Annotated in this window: 19 protein-coding genes; 8 read left to right on the forward strand and 11 right to left on the reverse strand. The window is 41.1% G+C overall.

Translation table 11 applies throughout. The features are described from left to right. Positions 1–14 precede the first annotated feature (14 nt). The 4 genes from TY03_RS09840 to TY03_RS09855 all read right to left on the reverse strand — a co-directional run bounded on the left by TY03_RS09840 (position 15) and on the right by TY03_RS09855 (position 1,869). Complete coding sequence (locus tag TY03_RS09840) at positions 15–944, reverse strand: recombinase RecT (RefSeq protein ID WP_042369654.1); 930 nt, start codon at positions 942–944, stop codon at positions 15–17. A gap of 35 nt (positions 945–979) precedes the next feature. Then, positions 980–1,204, reverse strand: coding sequence for a hypothetical protein (locus TY03_RS09845; RefSeq protein ID WP_042369656.1), 225 nt, complete (start codon positions 1,202–1,204; stop codon positions 980–982). Continuing rightward, the gene (locus TY03_RS09850; RefSeq protein WP_042369657.1) at positions 1,201–1,506 is read right to left on the reverse strand and encodes a hypothetical protein; all 306 of its coding nucleotides are present in this window, start codon (positions 1,504–1,506) and stop codon (positions 1,201–1,203) included. Before TY03_RS09850 ends, TY03_RS09845 begins: the two co-directional genes overlap by 4 nt. A 117-nt stretch (positions 1,507–1,623) precedes the next feature. Next, the gene (locus TY03_RS09855) at positions 1,624–1,869 is read right to left on the reverse strand and encodes a hypothetical protein (protein ID WP_042369659.1); all 246 of its coding nucleotides are present in this window, start codon (positions 1,867–1,869) and stop codon (positions 1,624–1,626) included. Between the two features lie 105 nt (positions 1,870–1,974). Here TY03_RS09855 and TY03_RS09860 point away from each other — a divergent pair, with 105 nt between their 5' ends. Continuing rightward, entirely contained in the window at positions 1,975–2,175 is a 201-nt protein-coding gene (locus TY03_RS09860) for a hypothetical protein (RefSeq protein WP_042369661.1), read from the forward strand. Here TY03_RS09860 and TY03_RS22370 read toward each other — a convergent pair. Then, positions 2,120–2,662, reverse strand: coding sequence for a hypothetical protein (locus tag TY03_RS22370; RefSeq protein WP_148335636.1), 543 nt, complete (start codon positions 2,660–2,662; stop codon positions 2,120–2,122). The genes TY03_RS09860 and TY03_RS22370 overlap by 56 nt on opposite strands. A gap of 30 nt (positions 2,663–2,692) precedes the next feature. Beyond that, on the reverse strand, positions 2,693–2,866 hold the full coding sequence (locus TY03_RS09865) for a hypothetical protein (RefSeq protein ID WP_154663593.1): 174 nt from the start codon (positions 2,864–2,866) through the stop codon (positions 2,693–2,695). Between the two features lie 187 nt (positions 2,867–3,053). Here TY03_RS09865 and TY03_RS21435 point away from each other — a divergent pair, with 187 nt between their 5' ends. Together TY03_RS21435 and TY03_RS09875 are read left to right on the forward strand one after the other, a co-directional pair. Next, positions 3,054–3,404, forward strand: coding sequence for a hypothetical protein (locus tag TY03_RS21435; RefSeq protein ID WP_052332458.1), 351 nt, complete (start codon positions 3,054–3,056; stop codon positions 3,402–3,404). A gap of 52 nt (positions 3,405–3,456) precedes the next feature. Continuing rightward, positions 3,457–4,266, forward strand: coding sequence for a hypothetical protein (locus tag TY03_RS09875; protein WP_042369666.1), 810 nt, complete (start codon positions 3,457–3,459; stop codon positions 4,264–4,266). A 609-nt stretch (positions 4,267–4,875) separates the two neighbouring features. On the opposite strand, the gene TY03_RS09885 is transcribed toward TY03_RS09875, so the two are convergent. Then, complete coding sequence (locus TY03_RS09885) at positions 4,876–5,580, reverse strand: tRNA1(Val) (adenine(37)-N6)-methyltransferase (RefSeq protein WP_042369669.1); 705 nt, start codon at positions 5,578–5,580, stop codon at positions 4,876–4,878. A 186-nt stretch (positions 5,581–5,766) separates the two neighbouring features. Between TY03_RS09885 and lon the strand changes: the two genes are divergently transcribed. Genes lon through TY03_RS09900 form a run of 3 tightly spaced genes read left to right on the forward strand, consistent with a single transcriptional unit; the run spans position 5,767 to position 10,466 of the window. After that, positions 5,767–8,238, forward strand: coding sequence for an endopeptidase La (gene lon / locus TY03_RS09890; protein WP_187373991.1), 2,472 nt, complete (start codon positions 5,767–5,769; stop codon positions 8,236–8,238). Beyond that, entirely contained in the window at positions 8,235–9,365 is a 1,131-nt protein-coding gene (tgt, locus tag TY03_RS09895) for a tRNA guanosine(34) transglycosylase Tgt (RefSeq protein ID WP_042369672.1), read from the forward strand. The genes lon and tgt overlap by 4 nt, the downstream gene beginning before the upstream one ends. Before the next feature lie 3 nt (positions 9,366–9,368). Further along, complete coding sequence (locus tag TY03_RS09900; RefSeq protein WP_042369674.1) at positions 9,369–10,466, forward strand: LptF/LptG family permease; 1,098 nt, start codon at positions 9,369–9,371, stop codon at positions 10,464–10,466. Positions 10,467–10,625: 159 nt separating this feature from the next. Here TY03_RS09900 and TY03_RS09905 read toward each other — a convergent pair whose 3' ends face one another. Further along, complete coding sequence (locus TY03_RS09905; protein WP_042369676.1) at positions 10,626–11,135, reverse strand: thioredoxin family protein; 510 nt, start codon at positions 11,133–11,135, stop codon at positions 10,626–10,628. A 455-nt stretch (positions 11,136–11,590) separates the two neighbouring features. Between TY03_RS09905 and serB the strand changes: the two genes are divergently transcribed. Both serB and TY03_RS09915 read left to right on the forward strand, forming a co-directional pair. Then, entirely contained in the window at positions 11,591–12,814 is a 1,224-nt protein-coding gene (gene serB, locus TY03_RS09910) for a phosphoserine phosphatase SerB (RefSeq protein WP_042369678.1), read from the forward strand. Positions 12,815–12,904: 90 nt separating this feature from the next. Then, positions 12,905–14,134 carry a DEAD/DEAH box helicase gene (locus TY03_RS09915; protein ID WP_042369680.1) on the forward strand — a complete coding sequence of 410 codons (1,230 nt, stop codon included), beginning with the start codon at positions 12,905–12,907 and terminating at the stop codon, positions 14,132–14,134. 98 nt (positions 14,135–14,232) lie between these two features. Here TY03_RS09915 and TY03_RS09920 read toward each other — a convergent pair whose 3' ends face one another. Genes TY03_RS09920 through rfbC form a run of 3 tightly spaced genes read right to left on the reverse strand, consistent with a single transcriptional unit; the run spans position 14,233 to position 16,948 of the window. Next, positions 14,233–15,027 carry a DUF4738 domain-containing protein gene (locus TY03_RS09920; protein ID WP_042369682.1) on the reverse strand — a complete coding sequence of 265 codons (795 nt, stop codon included), beginning with the start codon at positions 15,025–15,027 and terminating at the stop codon, positions 14,233–14,235. 36 nt (positions 15,028–15,063) lie between these two features. Then, complete coding sequence (locus TY03_RS09925) at positions 15,064–16,377, reverse strand: UDP-glucose dehydrogenase family protein (protein ID WP_042369684.1); 1,314 nt, start codon at positions 16,375–16,377, stop codon at positions 15,064–15,066. A 22-nt stretch (positions 16,378–16,399) separates the two neighbouring features. Next, positions 16,400–16,948, reverse strand: coding sequence for a dTDP-4-dehydrorhamnose 3,5-epimerase (gene rfbC / locus TY03_RS09930; RefSeq protein WP_042369687.1), 549 nt, complete (start codon positions 16,946–16,948; stop codon positions 16,400–16,402). Positions 16,949–17,171 lie beyond the last annotated feature (223 nt).

A 17,171-nucleotide genomic window follows, 5' to 3' on the forward strand; every position in this document is an offset into this window, starting at 1 on the left:
TAGGTATTAATGGGTTAAAATAATGGGTCTTCGTTAACGGATGGTTCAATGATAACGGTTGCTTCGGGTTGAACATCGGGTTCTTCCTCGAATGGAGCCGGTGCAATCTGTTGGACAGGCTCGTTAATTGTGTTCTCATCGGTAGACACAAGACCGTAATCAATTACAGGTTCTTCCTGAATGGTTTCCATAAGGGTGTAATTCCCTGTGCGCACTTTGGGATATGCATCGAAAGCATGCTTTATCATCTTGTTCTCAAGAAAGCCGGGATCGATCAAACCATTGTTGGACGTATACAAGGCGTTGGCATTGCCTTTGTTTTGTTTGGCCGAGAACGTAGATAAACGTTTCCAGTCTGACTCCATCATCCAAGAATAATCCACCGAACCATCATTGCGTACAATTCGAATGAACGCTGCCACAGGCTTTTCTGACTTACGGGGAAATGCCCCTTGATATTCAACTGCTTTTGCTCCATTTGCATTCAATATCGGGCGAAAATGATCTCCTTCATAGACAATGACGGGATTGTCTGCATATCTTATTTGTCCGGCACGTTGGCGCATATAGACTTCGCCGTAGGCCGAGATAGTGAGCCCGGCACGTTTCTCCCACATATCGCCATTGCTTGTCTTTACTTTTACATTGCGAGGAATAAGGTAGCACTGCGGCCGGCCGGAGTTATCGAGCGAAAGCCCGTTGACCGCTATATCCAAGAAGCAGCCTAACAGAGATATCTTGGTACATTCTTGAAGGGCCGGTGTTTCCGTTAAGAGCTTGTTGAAATTGAATTTCTCTCTATTGTATATCTGCTCACCGGTTTCACTGCCCCAGATAGCGTTATACATATAGATGAACTTCTTTTCGACATTTTCATTGTCGACGATTTGTGTAGTCTTAAGAGCATTTAGTTCTTCGACCTTGATTTGGATTTGATTACTCATTGTTTTTTGATTATTTGGGTTTAGCTGTATATAAATCAATCACCGCATTGGCGGCCGCTCTCAAAAAGCGACATGAGGTATTTATCTTCTACGGTTGGTTCTCGCTTAACGACTTCAACCGGTTGCTGCTTGGGAATCGAAGATGCCTCTTCTTTATTCCGTGCCATCTTCTCAATAGCGCGAGCACGACGTTCTTCCTGTAGTGCTATGGTATCTTGCAATGCTTTCAATTTGGCTGATACTGGTGGTATTGTTCTCATACGATTTGCATTAGTTGCTTAATGATATTATCGGGCACCTTATTATTAATGTCCATCATAGAGCTGGCCGTCTCCAGTTCAGACATCTTGACGTAGTGCTTACCCCGTTCTTTATTCTTTGCCGGATAGAATTTTATCCAACCTTTTTCGCGCCACTCACGAATGAGGCGTTTTCCATATATGTTCTCCGCTTGGGAGATTGTTACTACCTCGGGCAAAAGTCCGAGAGCTTTAAGCGTTTGAATAGTTCCTATCTTTATGCCTCTGGCAATGATTAGTTCTAAGTATCTTTCTCCGGTCATGATAAATAAGGCTGTTTCGTTATTACTGTTATTCTAAATGGTGTTGAGCTGTTTTTTCTACTGAAACACACTCGTATCTCTATACAGTGCCGCCTGATTGTTATTGAATTTCGAAGATTACTTAGATGTTATATGTACCGTGTCATAATAGGATTGGCGACTTAGGTATTCTTTGACCACATCCGAAGGACTTCCGCCGCCAATAGACTGTTGTATAAACTCAAATTTGGCATCACTCATTCCGGATAGAACTTGGTCATTGAGTTCGGTGCGTCCGGCATAGATGCATCCAAAAAGAACGATGATTGAAACAATGGCTGTAAGTAGCCTTTGACTGAATCGGTTGATGTTGATTGTTTCCATAATGTTATTCTTTTGTTCTAATCGAGGAAACGATTCCGGGTTTGGTCTTCGTCGTTTCCTCGGAATTCTTAACTTTGTAATGCTAACTTTTAAAAACTAAGAATTATGAGTAAATTTATTGAGGTTGCCGCTATGGAAGCAGGCAGCGTATTGTACCGAGATTATTGCATAAATATTGATACCATTGTAAAAGTGATTGATAATGGTTCGGAGATACATGCATACTTTGTAGATGGATCTTCGATGAAGATTAAGGTGGGATATGCCGATTTTCTTCGATTGGTTTCAGCTCCTCGTGTTCATTGATGATCACAGACGAGAAAGAAGGAATAGAAAGAATGGTTTTCGAGCGTAGACTATAACGTGAAACGATTTTCTTGTCTTGGGTAGAACTAGTGGACTCAATAACACTCGAAGAATAGTTTGTTAACTTAAATACGCGTAGTAGATTATAAGTGACAATACCATCTATGATTGTTTTCCGAAAAATGTTCATCCCGAAGAGTTTCAGCTGCATTGTATATGATTTGGAGATGGTGCAGATAGATTCTTCACCATTTCTTTTATATACATGCTTAGATGATTCTTCTTGATGAAGAATACGCGAACGAGTGTATGGTGCAAACAAAGGGTGCTCTATACCACATGTGGTGATGAATTTTGTTTCGGAAGCAGATGTTTGAATAGAGCTATTTTTGCGAATACCAAAAGCTTTATTGACTGTTCTCACTAAAATAGCGAACGTAGCTACACACAATAAGGCAAAGAAAAAAATAGGTACTAAATGTTCCATAATGCTGTTCATTTAATCGGTTATTTTTAGTTAGTTATTTCGGGTGACTAATACATCATCGATACGACCAGCTTCGGAAACGGTGAAAGAATAACCTTCCGGTTTCATTTTTTGAATAGCCGATCTGATAACGGAGGACTTAATGACACGATTCTTGATAACTCTACCCTCTCCGACTGGAATGGCTAACAGAGTGTCTTTCACTGAAATTTTGGTTTTAATTTTTGCTTCTGTCATAACTTTATCTTACTTTTGAGGATTATTAAATTTTGTACCCTGTATTAGTAGTATCGGTACTAATATTGAATGCAAATATAAACGGTATTCCGTTCATAAACAAGATGAAGTGAACGGAATATTGCAATTTAGACAAATTATAAATAAAAAAACAATGGAATCAACTATAAATGAAAGAGTTAATATACTATTCAAAAATAGTGGTGAAAGAAGTATAAGAAGTTATGCTATAAAAATAGGAGTTGCTCCAACGACATTGAACGAATGTATTAAAGGGGCTGAGCCAAGATATTCTTTATTAAATTCGATTTTAAACGGTAATCCGTCTATCTCGGCAGAATGGCTTCTTGTAGGAAAAGGAAATATGACCAAACATGATTCGTCTGATTCTGCTGAAATTGAAGAACTTAAAAATGAAATAATTTCTCTTAAGGCAGAAAATAAAGTGCTTCGAGAGATAGTAGGTCTCGGAGAGAAAAAAGAATCTAATACCAAGACTGCATAATAATTGACTTTGAAACACGAAAGAGAGTAAGATAGCCAAAATCACAAGTAATATGAACAAAGCATTAAAATACATTCCCATCATTATCCTAGTAATGCTTTCGTCATGTGGAAATCGCTCTAATAGTCTAAACGAAAGTAGCGATGTAAAGCAAGAGAAAAAACAGATAATAAAATACAAGATGCTTGCAGCATCTGTTTTTAAATCGACTACCAAAGAGTGTCATATATGGACTCTTGAAGAGATAAAGACAGGAGATGAAGTGAACATTATGAGAACTGAGCTGCAATTAAATCCCGATAAAGTCATCTATCTGTATAGTGATAGCACACTTGATGTAGGCCATTATTATGCATCGTATTCGAATTTTTTCCAAGGAAACCCAAGGCAGTCATTTTATGGTTCAAATGAGGAAGCCAATAACCAGCTAGTAGAAGAGCAAAGTGTAGCTGATCTCATCTTTGAGTTAAACCAGCCTGCCGATCTCAATGATATAGAAGACGTACGCAAATTTCTAATTAAAGCGGAAAAGGCAGAGAGAAAGGTTGCACGCATATCAAACGATGAGCTCGACAGGGCATTGTTGTTATTTCAAAAGAAATACTTTAATGTGGCTCGTAGAGTGTATTTCAACAGTGTAAGGGACAAATTATGGGAGAAAAATATTCAGGTATCAATGTCTGGACGCGATATAACGTTTACAGGATATATGTTTGTAGATAATATGGTAAAAAAGGATACATATCTCGAAGTAAAGAATGAATTGACTAATCTTAGATTCAAGACTATTGGATTTAAAGCATTTGATGGGGATGACAGAACCTATTGGGAGCTTGATTCTAAGAAAGATAGTGAATTGTAAAATGAAAACAACTCACAATGTCGCTTTTGCGGAACCAAGTGCAATATAGTATTGGCCAAGCATTCTATGAAGAACGAAAAAGTATCTTTTATTAAGAAAACAACAATAAACATCAAGTTTTAAGATGAACAGGAATGATACATATAATAAGGATTCGAGCTTCAAATATCTCATTGATTATGGCATCTCCAATAAAATTGGCGACCTATATTACAAGCAGCTGATAAATGGGTTCTATGTTGTGTTATGGGTGTCATGTAGAGATATTGATCTGTATTTATGCAAGTGGCTTCCAGATAATCATGAAGATATAAATGACTCCAATACACTCTGGAAGATATCGGGATTCAACTCTAACAATGCGGAGAAAGTAAAAGAATTTAAAAGTAATATCTTGTGCATTGACATATAGCATCAATTTCAATAAATAGAATCGCTCTTTGAACTATCTTATAACCAATTGGCTCAACCGTTATAAGTAACTGAAAATAAATCGATTGAAAACATCGAAATATCGCTTTGGGAGCAGGGGGTCGTGGGTTCGAATCCCGCTACCCCGACAAAAGAGAAAAGCAATTACATAATCTATGTAATTGCTTTTCTCTTTTTTTATAGCTTCATGTAATAATCTTTGGTTAAAGCGATGTATTCCTGACTATATTGATGTCTCGAAATTTCGGTTAGCAACTCTTCTGTATAACAATCCTGTTCTTTGAATGTAAAATTGATTAAAGTGCGCTTGGGGGCTGCACCAGGTTTAGTGATAACAAATAGTTGTCGCTCCGGATACAGATGGTATTCAAGGGCGATACTCTTCACCTTTTCGGATACATCGGTTGGGATAACAATACAGAATGTGCCATTATGACCGAGTAAGGCACTAACTCCTTCGATTAAATCTTCGTAACTCAGTTCGTTGGTATGCCGGGCGGTACTTCTTTGTCCGTCGGGACACTTCATTGAATCGATAAAATAAGGAGGGTTGGAGACAATCAAGTCGAACGCAAGTGCGGGGCGATAAGATTTAAAATCGGCTCGAACTACCTCTATCCTACTCTGCCAAGGAGAGCGTTCTATGTTTTCAATAGCTTGTATGGAAGCATCTTTATCTATTTCAAGTGCTGCAATGGTAGCTTGACTTCGCTGTGCAAGCATGAGTGCAACCAGACCGGTACCGGTGCCGATGTCGAGTATCCGAAGCGCATCTTTGGCGGGTGCCCATGCGCCTAATAACACGCCATCGGTTCCTACCTTCATAGCGCACTTGTCATGCCATACTGTAAATTGTTTAAATTGGAAATATGAATTGGCCATTTGCTAATATTTTAAGAGAATCGTCAAAAATAAATAATAATAGCGAGATAGTCACGCATCTGTATCATTATTTGGCATTGTTTTTGTGATTTTATTGAATGCATTCTTCGTTATTAATGAAGAATCAATTAACTTTGCGGGCGATTTATGCCTATCACTATGACATAAACTAATTTATACGAAATGATGAAAGAAAGATACTTAAGAGAAATGGAAGATACGGACAACAATGCATTTTCATTAATAGCCGATTTCGGTGGCAATGATGAACAGATGATTGACGTAAAAATAAAGTCTGGCGAAACGCTTCCTGTTCTTCCTCTTCGCAATATGGTGTTGTTCCCTGGAGTATTTATGCCTGTTTCGGTAGGACGAAAGTCATCACTCAAACTGATTCGTGAGGCAGAAAAGAAGAATCTAAATATTGCTGTTGTTTGTCAAAAGGTAGCTCAGGTGGACGAACCGGGGTTTGAAGACTTGCATACTATTGGTACCATTGGTAAAATCATACGCATTCTCGAAATGCCCGATCAGACAACTACGGTCATCTTACAGGGGCTCAAACGTTTCGAACTTCAAAACATAACAGAAACCCATCCTTACCTACGAGGCGAAGTACAACTACTCGAAGAAGACATTCCTTCGAAAAAGGATAAAGAATTTCAGGCACTTGTAGACAGCTGCAAGGATCTGACGATTCGCTATATCAAATCATCGGATTTATTGCATCAGGACTCGGCCTTTGCCATTAAGAACATCGAAAGCAATATGTTTTTGGTCGATTTCATTTGTACAAACCTTCCTTTGAAAAAAGATGAGAAGATAGAGCTGCTTCGCATCGACTCACTCAGAGAGCGGGCGTATCGTTTATTAGAGATATTGAACCGCGAAGTTCAGCTATCCGAGATAAAGGCGTCGATTCAAATGCGTGCACGCGAAGATATTGATCAACAACAGCGCGAATATTTCTTGCAACAGCAGATTAAAACCATACAAGATGAATTGGGTGGCGGCGGTCAGGAGCAGGAAATTGAAGAGCTACGTGCCAAAGCAATGAAAATGAAGTGGAACGAAGAAGTAATGGCCGTTTTTCTTAAAGAACTGGCTAAGCTTGAACGTACCCATCCTCAATCGCCTGATTATAGCATTCAGTTGAATTATATTCAAACTATGCTGAGTTTGCCATGGGGTATTTACTCTAACGACAACTTGAACTTGAAGAATGCCGAGAAGACATTGAATAAAGATCATTATGGTTTGGAGAAGGTGAAAGAGCGCATCTTGGAGCACTTAGCGGTATTGAAGTTGAAGGGTGATATGAAATCGCCTATTATCTGTCTGTACGGCCCTCCGGGAGTTGGTAAAACCTCTTTGGGAAAATCAATTGCTTCGGCATTGAAACGCAAATACATTCGTATGTCGTTGGGTGGTGTGCATGATGAAGCCGAGATACGCGGACATCGCAAAACCTATATCGGTGCCATGCCGGGTAGAGTGATCAAGAGCTTGATCAAAGCCGGTTCCTCGAACCCTGTCTTCATTCTCGATGAGATTGATAAAGTAACGGCCGATCGTCAAGGCGATCCTTCATCGGCTTTGCTCGAGGTACTTGACCCCGAACAAAACACAACATTCCATGATAACTTCTTGGATGTGGATTATGATTTGTCGAAAGTGATGTTTATTGCCACTGCCAACAATTTGAACTCCATTCCCGGTCCATTGCTCGACCGCATGGAGCTGATTGAAGTAAGCGGATACATTACCGAGGAGAAAGTCGAAATTGCTCGTAAACACCTTGTTCCGAAGGCACTTGAAGCAGCCGGAATGAGTAAGAATGATATCAAGATACCTAAAGAGACGTTAGAAGCCATCATCGAATCGTACACACGCGAAAGTGGAGTACGTGAGTTGGAGAAAAAGATTGGTAAGATTCTCCGTAAATCGGCTCGTCAATATGCGACAGATGGTTATTTCCTTAAGTCTGAGATTAAACCGGCCGATTTGTATGACTTCCTCGGAGCTCCCGAATATAGTCGTGATAAATATCAAGGCAATGAGTATGCCGGTGTGGTAACCGGGCTTGCTTGGACAGCCGTAGGAGGCGAAATCTTATTTGTAGAAACGAGTTTGAGTCGTGGCAAAGGCGGACGTCTTACCTTGACCGGAAACTTGGGAGACGTCATGAAAGAGTCGGCCATGCTCGCACTGGAATACATTAAATCTCATGCTTCCGTACTCGATTTGGACGAAGATATTTTCGACAACTGGAATATCCATGTACACGTGCCTGAAGGGGCTATTCCCAAGGATGGTCCTTCGGCAGGTATTACCATGGCAACTTCACTTGCTTCGGCACTTACACAACGCAAGGTAAAAGCAAATCTGGCTATGACGGGCGAGATTACGCTTCGCGGCAAAGTGCTTCCGGTTGGGGGTATCAAAGAAAAGATTCTGGCTGCCAAACGTGCCGGTATCAAGGAGATTATAATGAGTGTTGAGAATAAAAAGAACATTGATGAAATTCAGGAAATCTATCTCAAAGGCCTGACATTTCATTATGTGAGTGATATAAAAGAGGTATTTAACATTGCGCTTACGAACGAAAAGGTAGCCGATGCTATTGACTTAACTGCAAAGAAAGCCAACAAAGAATGACATTTGAACTACAACATACAGACGCTAAAAGCAATGCCCGGGCAGGTTTGATTACAACAGACCACGGGCAGATTCAGACGCCCATATTTATGCCCGTAGGTACCATAGGTACGGTAAAAGGTGTACATCAAACAGAACTAAAAGAGGATATTCAAGCTCAAATTATTCTGGGAAATACGTATCACCTCTATCTCCGCCCGGGATTGGAAGTGCTCGAGAAGGCGGGTGGACTACATAAGTTCAATAGCTTCGACCGTCCGATGTTAACAGACAGTGGTGGCTTTCAGGTATTCTCGTTGGCCGGTATCAGAAAGTTGAGAGAGGAAGGAGCTGAATTTAGATCGCATATCGACGGCAGCAAACACATCTTTACCCCCGAACGGGTGATGGATATTGAGCGTATCATCGGTGCCGATATCATGATGGCTTTTGATGAGTGTCCTCCGGGAGATTCTGACTACGCGTATGCCAAAAAGTCACTAGGACTGACACATCGTTGGCTCGACAGATGTATTCAGCGTTTCAATGAAACCGAACCGAAATACGGTTATCAACAGTCTCTTTTCCCTATCGTGCAGGGCTGTGTTTACCCCGATTTACGTAAAGAATCAGCCGAATTTATTGCTTCGAAAGGAGCTGATGGCAATGCAATTGGCGGATTGGCAGTAGGCGAACCTGTCGATAAGATGTACGAGATGATTGAGTTGGTAAATGAGATTTTGCCTAAAGATAAGCCCCGTTATTTGATGGGTGTGGGTACTCCGGTCAATATTCTCGAAGGTATTGAACGCGGTGTAGACATGTTCGACTGTGTGATGCCTACCCGTAACGGACGAAACGGAATGATCTTTACCAAAGACGGTATCATGAATATGCGAAATAAAAAGTGGGAAATGGACTTCTCTCCTATCGAGATCGATGGGGCTTCGTCTGTCGATACACTGTATAGCAAGGCTTATTTGCGGCATTTATTTCATGCACAGGAGTTGTTGGCTATGCAGATAGCCTCTATACATAACTTGGCATTTTATCTCTGGTTAGTGGGCGAAGCACGCAAGCACATTATTGCCGGTGATTTCTCTACCTGGAAACCTATGATGGTAAAAAGGGTCTCAACAAGACTATAAAGCATGAGAAGTAATCGATTCATCAAACAACTGGACTGGTATATCATCAAGAAATTCTTGGGGACGTACGTGTTTGCTATTGCACTGATTATCTCCATTGCAGTAGTATTCGACTTTAATGAAAAGATGGATAAGTTCATGGAGCATCAAGCTCCTTGGACGGCCATTGTTTTTCAGTATTACATGAACTTCATCCCCTATTTCGCCAACCTGTTTAGTCCGCTGTTTGTTTTCATTGCCGTTATTTTCTTCACTTCCAAGCTTGCCGAGAATTCTGAAATTATAGCCATGTTCTCCACCGGCATGAGCTTTAAACGAATGATGCGCCCTTATATGATATCGGCGGCTATCATTGCGTTAACGACCTTTGCTTTGGGATCTTATATCATCCCGAAGGGTAGCGTTACGCGTTTGAATTTCGAAGATCGGTATGTGAAGAAGAAAAAAACAAGTGCTGTGAGCAATGTTCAGCTCGAAGTAGATAGCGGAGTGATAGCTTATATCGATAACTATTCTGACTATAACAAAACGGGCAATCGCTTCTCATTGGATAAGTTTGTCGACAAGAAGCTTGTTTCGCATCTGACGGCTCGACGCATCACTTACGATACGACAACAGTTAATAAATGGACCATCCACGATTATATGATTCGAAACCTCGACGGCTTGAAGGAAACGATCACGAAAGGCGACCGGGTAGATTCGATTATCAATATGGACCCGTCCGACTTCCTCATTATGAAGAACCAGCAAGAGATGCTTACCAGCCCGCAATTGAGCGAATACATTGATAAGCAAAAGCGTCGTGGTTTTGCCAATATCAAGGAGTTTGAGATCGAATACCATAAGCGTATTGCCATGTCGTTCGCTTCATTTATCCTGACCATTATCGGCGTGTCGCTTTCTTCCAAGAAAACAAAAGGAGGTATGGGGCTTCATTTGGGTATTGGGCTTGCTTTGAGTTTCTCCTATATCCTGTTCCAAACCATTGCGGCCACTTTCGCCGTAAGTGGTAATATGCCCCCTGTGGTGGCGGTATGGATTCCGAATATACTATACTCGTTTATTGCATTCTATCTTTATAAGAAAGCACCCAAATAACGGGAAGAGACACGTTAAACGTAAAATACCGTCCGGATTTGCAGTAAGCAAATGTCCGGACGGTATTTTTTTGTTGTATACATTTCCTCTTTTGTCTATCCGACGAACAAGTGACTTGTTTGTCAGATTCCCCCTTTCTCCTGATGCTCAGCTCTTGGATTATCCGAGTTGCTTAACATGAGCAGAAAGTTCTGCAGCAGAGATGTTTTTGGCAATAATAACACCATTTCCATCTAGTAAATAGTTAGTAAATCCTCGGCTTAATCGATATTTTTTAAATATCCCGGAACCTTCGCCTCTCGTCTCCACGAAACAAGTAGGCGTAACTATTTGATCCTTACGAATAGTCTCTTTAAATATCGATTGATATTCGTCAAATGACACTGAAACCATTTCTACATTATTGTGGGTAGTCGATCGAAGCGCATTATTCAAACTTGCGTTTTGCATCCGGGATTGCGCATCGTAACTTGCCCAAAAACTAAGTAACACATATCGACCTTTCAAGCTGTTTAAGTCGGGAACGTGCTGCCCGTTCGACGCAGATTCGATTTTAAAATCAGGGGCTACGTCGCCCACATTTAAACCTCCGGTAGGTTTATCTTTCTCTACGAAAGCGGTTAAGGAACTTATTAGTAATACAACAAAAATCCATTTTACATACTTCATGTAATGCGGTTTTAGTTAATACTGGCTGATTCACAATGTTTTGTAAGCTTGTTTATAGCCTATTATACAACAATTGTAAAACAACTTTGATTGATTCAGAATAGCGCTTTATTCTGAGCGGTTGCAAAGATAATGCTTTTATCTTATAAATCAATAGAATAGATTTTTTTTCATGTTATATAACATATCAAACTGTATAGATTAGTGCTTATATTGGTATGCAAAACAGGCATATTTACTCGTGTTTTAGGGCTTTTACGACGTATGATTATGGCTTATCTGTTAAGATTTGACTTTTCTTTTAACTCAAAAAATCATAAGAAACTTCAATCGTATTGCAATAAGCGCTTAAAAGAAGTGCCCTCTTGATACTAAAGTGTTATTTCTTATGTTATTTAGCATAAAAATTAAGTTTTTTCGTTACTTTTGTATCCTGTAATAAGTACTATTCAACTATGCAACCATCCAAAACTGAACTGATTCTTATCCGTATCACCGGAGAGGATCGTCCCGGACTAACAGCTTCCGTGACTGAAATACTAGCTAAGTATGATGCTACCATTTTAGATATTGGTCAGGCCGATATTCACAATACCCTTTCGCTGGGTATTCTTTGCATGACTGAGGAGCATCATTCGGGCTTCATAATGAAGGAGTTACTTTTTAAGGCTTCCTCTTTGGGTGTTAGCATTCGCTTTCATCCCGTCTCGGTCGAAGAGTACGAAAGCTGGGTGCAGATGCAAGGCAAAAACCGTTATATACTCACCCTTTTAGGACGCAAACTAACTGCCCGACAAATTTCGGCAGTTACGCGCATTCTATCCGAGCAAGGCATGAATATCGATGCTATTAAGCGTCTTACCGGTCGAATTCCTTTGAGCGAGTGCGATGAACATACACGCGCCTGTATTGAGTTCTCGGTGCGAGGTACTCCCAAAGACCGCATCGACATGCAGGAGCAACTCATGTGTCTGGCCAGTGAACTGGAGATGGATTTCTCTTTCCAACTCGATAATATGTATCGCCGAATGCGTCGCTTGATTTGCTTTGACATGGACTCTACCCTGATCGAAACAGAGGTTATTGACGAATTGGCCATACGTGCCGGTGTCGGCGACCAGGTTAAGGCAATAACCGAACGTGCCATGCGTGGAGAGATAGACTTTACCGAAAGCTTTCGCGAACGGGTAGCACTGCTCAAAGGCTTAGACGAATCGGTGATGCAGGAGATTGCCGAGAGTCTGCCTATCACCGAAGGGGTTGAACGCTTGATGTATGTATTGAAGAAGTACGGATATAAGATTGCCATCCTCTCGGGGGGATTTACCTATTTTGGCAACTATCTGCAACAGAAATACGGTATCGATTATGTATATGCCAACGAACTAGAGATTATAGACGGCAAACTGACCGGTCACTATCTGGGCGACGTTGTAGACGGCAAACGCAAAGCCGAGCTTCTTCGCCTGATAGCGCAGGTAGAAAGAGTCGATATTGCCCAAACCATTGCCGTAGGTGATGGAGCCAATGATCTGCCGATGTTGGGTATTGCCGGGCTTGGTATTGCTTTTCATGCCAAACCCAAAGTAGTTGCTAATGCTAAACAAGCAATCAATACAATCGGGCTCGATGGAGTGTTGTATTTCCTTGGATTCAAGGATTCATACTTGAATATATAGATTATATAAAAGCCTGCCGAAGAAAAGAAACCGAAACAGTTGTACTGCATAGTGAAATATTTTATCTTTGTCAGCAAATAAAAAGAAACGATGAAGTTTTCCGAACTTAAATTAAACGACAATGTGCTTGAAGCACTTGACGCCATGCGATTTGATGAATGTACCCCCATACAAGAACAGGCAATCCCTATTATCCTTGAAGGGCGAGATTTAATCGCAGTCGCTCAAACCGGTACTGGTAAAACAGCTGCCTATTTGCTTCCGATACTGAATAAACTTTCTGAAGGTGGCCATCAGGAAGATGCCATTAATTGTATCATAATGTCTCCTACCCGTGAGCTGGCTCAACAGATAGATCAACAGATGGAAGGATTTTCTTACTTCATGCCGGCATCGAGTGTTGCCGTATATGGTGGAAATGATGGTGGGCTTTTCGAACAACAAAAACGTGGCTTAATGTTAGGCGCCGATGTGGTTATCGCTACCCCCGGACGTCTTTTGTCTCATCTCAGTTTGGGTTATGTCGATCTTTCTAAAGTTTCTTACTTTATACTCGATGAAGCCGATCGTATGCTCGACATGGGATTCTCTGACGACATCATGCAGATTGTAAAATACTTGCCTAAAGAACGTCAGACAATTATGTTTTCGGCTACCATGCCGACAAAGATTCAACAGTTGGCAAAAACCATTCTCCACAACCCTGCCGAAGTAAAGCTAGCTGTATCTAAACCGGCCGAGAAGATTGTACAGGCAGCCTACATTTGCTACGAGAATCAGAAATTAGGTATTGTTCGCAGCCTTTGTGCCGAAGAGATGCCCGAACGCGTTATCATCTTTGCCTCTTCCAAAATCAAGGTAAAAGAAGTAGCTAAGGCATTGAAGATGATGAAGCTCAACGTAGGCGAAATGCACTCCGATTTGGAGCAATCGCAGCGAGAGTTTATTATGCATGAATTCAAATCGGGACGGATCAATATACTTGTTGCTACGGATATTGTATCAAGAGGTATTGATATTGACGACATTCGTTCGGTGATTAACTTCGACGTGCCTAACGATAGTGAAGACTATGTACACCGCATCGGACGTACTGCCCGCGCTAATAACGATGGTGTAGCCATTACTTTCGTAAGCGAGAAAGAACAAACGAACTTTAAGAATATAGAAAATTTTCTGGAGAAGGATATATACAAAATACCTGTTCCGGCAGAATTAGGTGATGTTCCCGAATACAACCCGCGTACCAACGGTGGTGGAAAAGGAAGAAACTTTCGTGGTGGCGGTAACCGCAAAGGAAGATTTAAAGGAAAGAGATAAAGACAACAACGTTTTATCCTGATAAAAAAAATCTCACTACATATAACGATAATCCCAAACGGAATCGATATACGTAGTGAGATTTTTTCGTTGTATCTCTATTTGGCAGCTGTTATACTTAATTCTCCTTTAAAGCTGACAGTGAGGTTGGCTATATTGCAAACAGCACTCTCGGGAATACAAATCATTGCTTGATAATGATATCCATTACTGTCGATACCGGTGAAGTTCATATCCGATAAGATCGATTGATTTAAGAAGTCTTCCGGAATAACGTTGGCAAACATTTGCTTCGTAATATCGCTTGCAAACAGGCTTTTTCTACCTTCATAGATACAAATATGCATTACGTTGTCGTAATATACATTATCCATGCTCATACCCTCTTCCGAGTACGTTGTTTTGATTACTTTTATCTTGGACGGATTGATATAGACGTAGGCCCGGTAGCGTGTTCCGTTGTACATGATCACGCTGTCTTTCTTTGTTTTTTCGCTATATACGGGTGCCGTTGCTATCGTATGCATAGAAAAAGCCAGCGAATCATTCGGCTCTTCGGACTTATATAACTTCACAATATGATCGGGAAATGAATGAAACCAAAACACGTTTTCTGTTTGTTTATCGATACGATACCGATTCAGGTCGTTTCCGTACGTATAAAGAGAGTCATTACTAATTTTAAAATATACAGGGAGATTCTGCGGGTCGGAATAATAAATCGTATCTCCCTTGATGCGCATCAAAGGAGAGTCGGTTTCGCTATCGACCCAAATGCCCTGCAATGAAGATTTTGCATGAAGATCTTCATTGGATTGAGACGAATTTTGCTTCTGCTTGCTTCCGCATGCCGTCAGCAAAATCAATACTAATATCGCTATGTATTTATCCATTCGTTTGTTCTGCACATCAAGTACAAAATAATTATCTTACTTGCCAATACAATGATATACGAACCCTTTTTCTTCCATCTCTTTTTTATCGTAGATGTTGCGTCCGTCCAGTACAACGGGCATGTTCATTGTCTTTTTAATAACAGCCCAAGATGGAAGTCTGAACTCATTCCATTCGGTTATCAACAACAGTGCATCTGCATCGAGAACAGCATCGTACATATCGTTGGCATAATATACCGTATTACCTATACGACGCTTGCACTCGGCAATCGCTGCCGGATCATACACCCGTACTTTGCAGCCTGCCCGGAGCAATTTATCAATAATCACTAATGCCGGAGCCTCTCGCATATCATCTGTTTCGGGCTTAAAGGCAAGTCCCCACAAAGCAATCGTTTTTCCGGATAGCTCTCCATCGAAATATTTTTCGAGCTTATCAAATAAAGTTCCTTTCTGCCATTCGTTCACCTCCTCTACCGCTCGTAACACGCGCATATCGTATCCATTCTGTTCGGCTGTTTTAATGAGTGCTTTGACATCTTTCGGAAAGCAGGAACCACCATATCCGATACCCGGATAGAGGAATTTTCGGCCTATGCGCGTATCCGAGCCAATGCCGCTACGTACCATATTGACATCAGCCCCCACTATTTCGCAAAGGTTGGCTATATCGTTCATAAAGCTGATACGAGTTGCCAGCATTGAGTTTGCGGCGTATTTGGTCATCTCGGCCGAGGGTATGTCCATGAAGAGAACACGGAAGTTGTTTAATAAAAACGGTTTATAAAGGGTGGACATCAGTTTCTCTGCACGCTCCGACTCTACGCCAACCACCACGCGATCCGGACTCATAAAGTCGCTGATTGCGTTGCCTTCTTTCAAGAATTCGGGGTTCGAAGCTACATCAAACTCAATCGATACACCTCTTTTGTCCAACTCTTCTTGAATGGCGTTTCGCACTTTCTTGGCTGTACCTACCGGCACGGTGCTTTTCGTTACAATGAGCTTATAGTCATTCATATGCATGCCAATGGTGCGGGCCACAGCGAGTACGTAACTCAGATCGGCACTACCATCCTCATCGGGCGGAGTTCCTACTGCACTAAAAATAACTTCGACACGATCCAGGCAACTGACCAGTGAAGTGGTGAATTTCAGTCGCTCGGCTTTCATATTGCGTACAACCATCTCTTCGAGCCCATTTTCGTAGATTGGAATAGTACCTTTCTTCAGAGCCTCTATCTTATCACTGTTTGTATCGACACAGGTCACATCGACTCCTATTTCGGCAAAACAAGTACCTGTTACCAAACCGACATATCCTGTTCCAACAATTGCTATCTTCATATTATCCTACTGTGTTTAGTTTTTACATAAAACATTCAGCTCCGTTAAAAGTTCTGGCTTGTTTGTCTTTCTGCGACAATACGAGCTGCTCTTCTTGTATGGGCCAGTCGATTGCCAGATCGGCATCGTTATATAAAATAGATGCTTCGGCACCGGGTGCATAGACATTGTCTACTTTATACGTAAAAATGGCTTCTTCGCTCATTACCAGAAAACCATGTGCAAAACCACGGGGAATGAAAAGCTGACGCTTGTTCTCTTCGCTCAGCAGTACACTGATATGCTTTCCGAAGGTGGGTGAAGACTTTCGCAGATCGACCGCCACGTCTAGTACCTCGCCTTTAATCACACGCACCAGCTTGGCCTGGCAGTACTCTCCTTTCTGATAGTGCAGTCCTCGCAATACCCCGAACGATGATTTTGATTCATTGTCTTGTATAAACTTAACTGCACCGATATGAGAGTCAAATTCTTCTTGCTTAAAAGCCTCCATAAAGTACCCTCTATCATCCGAAAAAACGTGAGGCTCTATCAGCCAAACTCCTTCTATCTCAGTTTGTATATAATTCATATTCAAAACAATCGTTGTCTTTTTTAATTGAGTCCTTAAATTGTCTTCCCAAATTCCTTTTATACCCAAAACAGACGATTCGTAAAAGAAGCTGCCTGCCTGTTTTTAAGAGATATGCGTAAACTTTGCAAAAGTAGAAAAAAAATCTAATATTCCAGCTATAGGATGGAAAGGAGTTCTCTAAATTTGATTATATATTTAAACAGTATCACTAATGTATTTG

Origin of the sequence: Bacteroides neonati (genome assembly GCF_000499785.1) — a bacterium.
GTDB classification, from domain to species: domain Bacteria; phylum Bacteroidota; class Bacteroidia; order Bacteroidales; family Bacteroidaceae; genus Bacteroides; species Bacteroides neonati.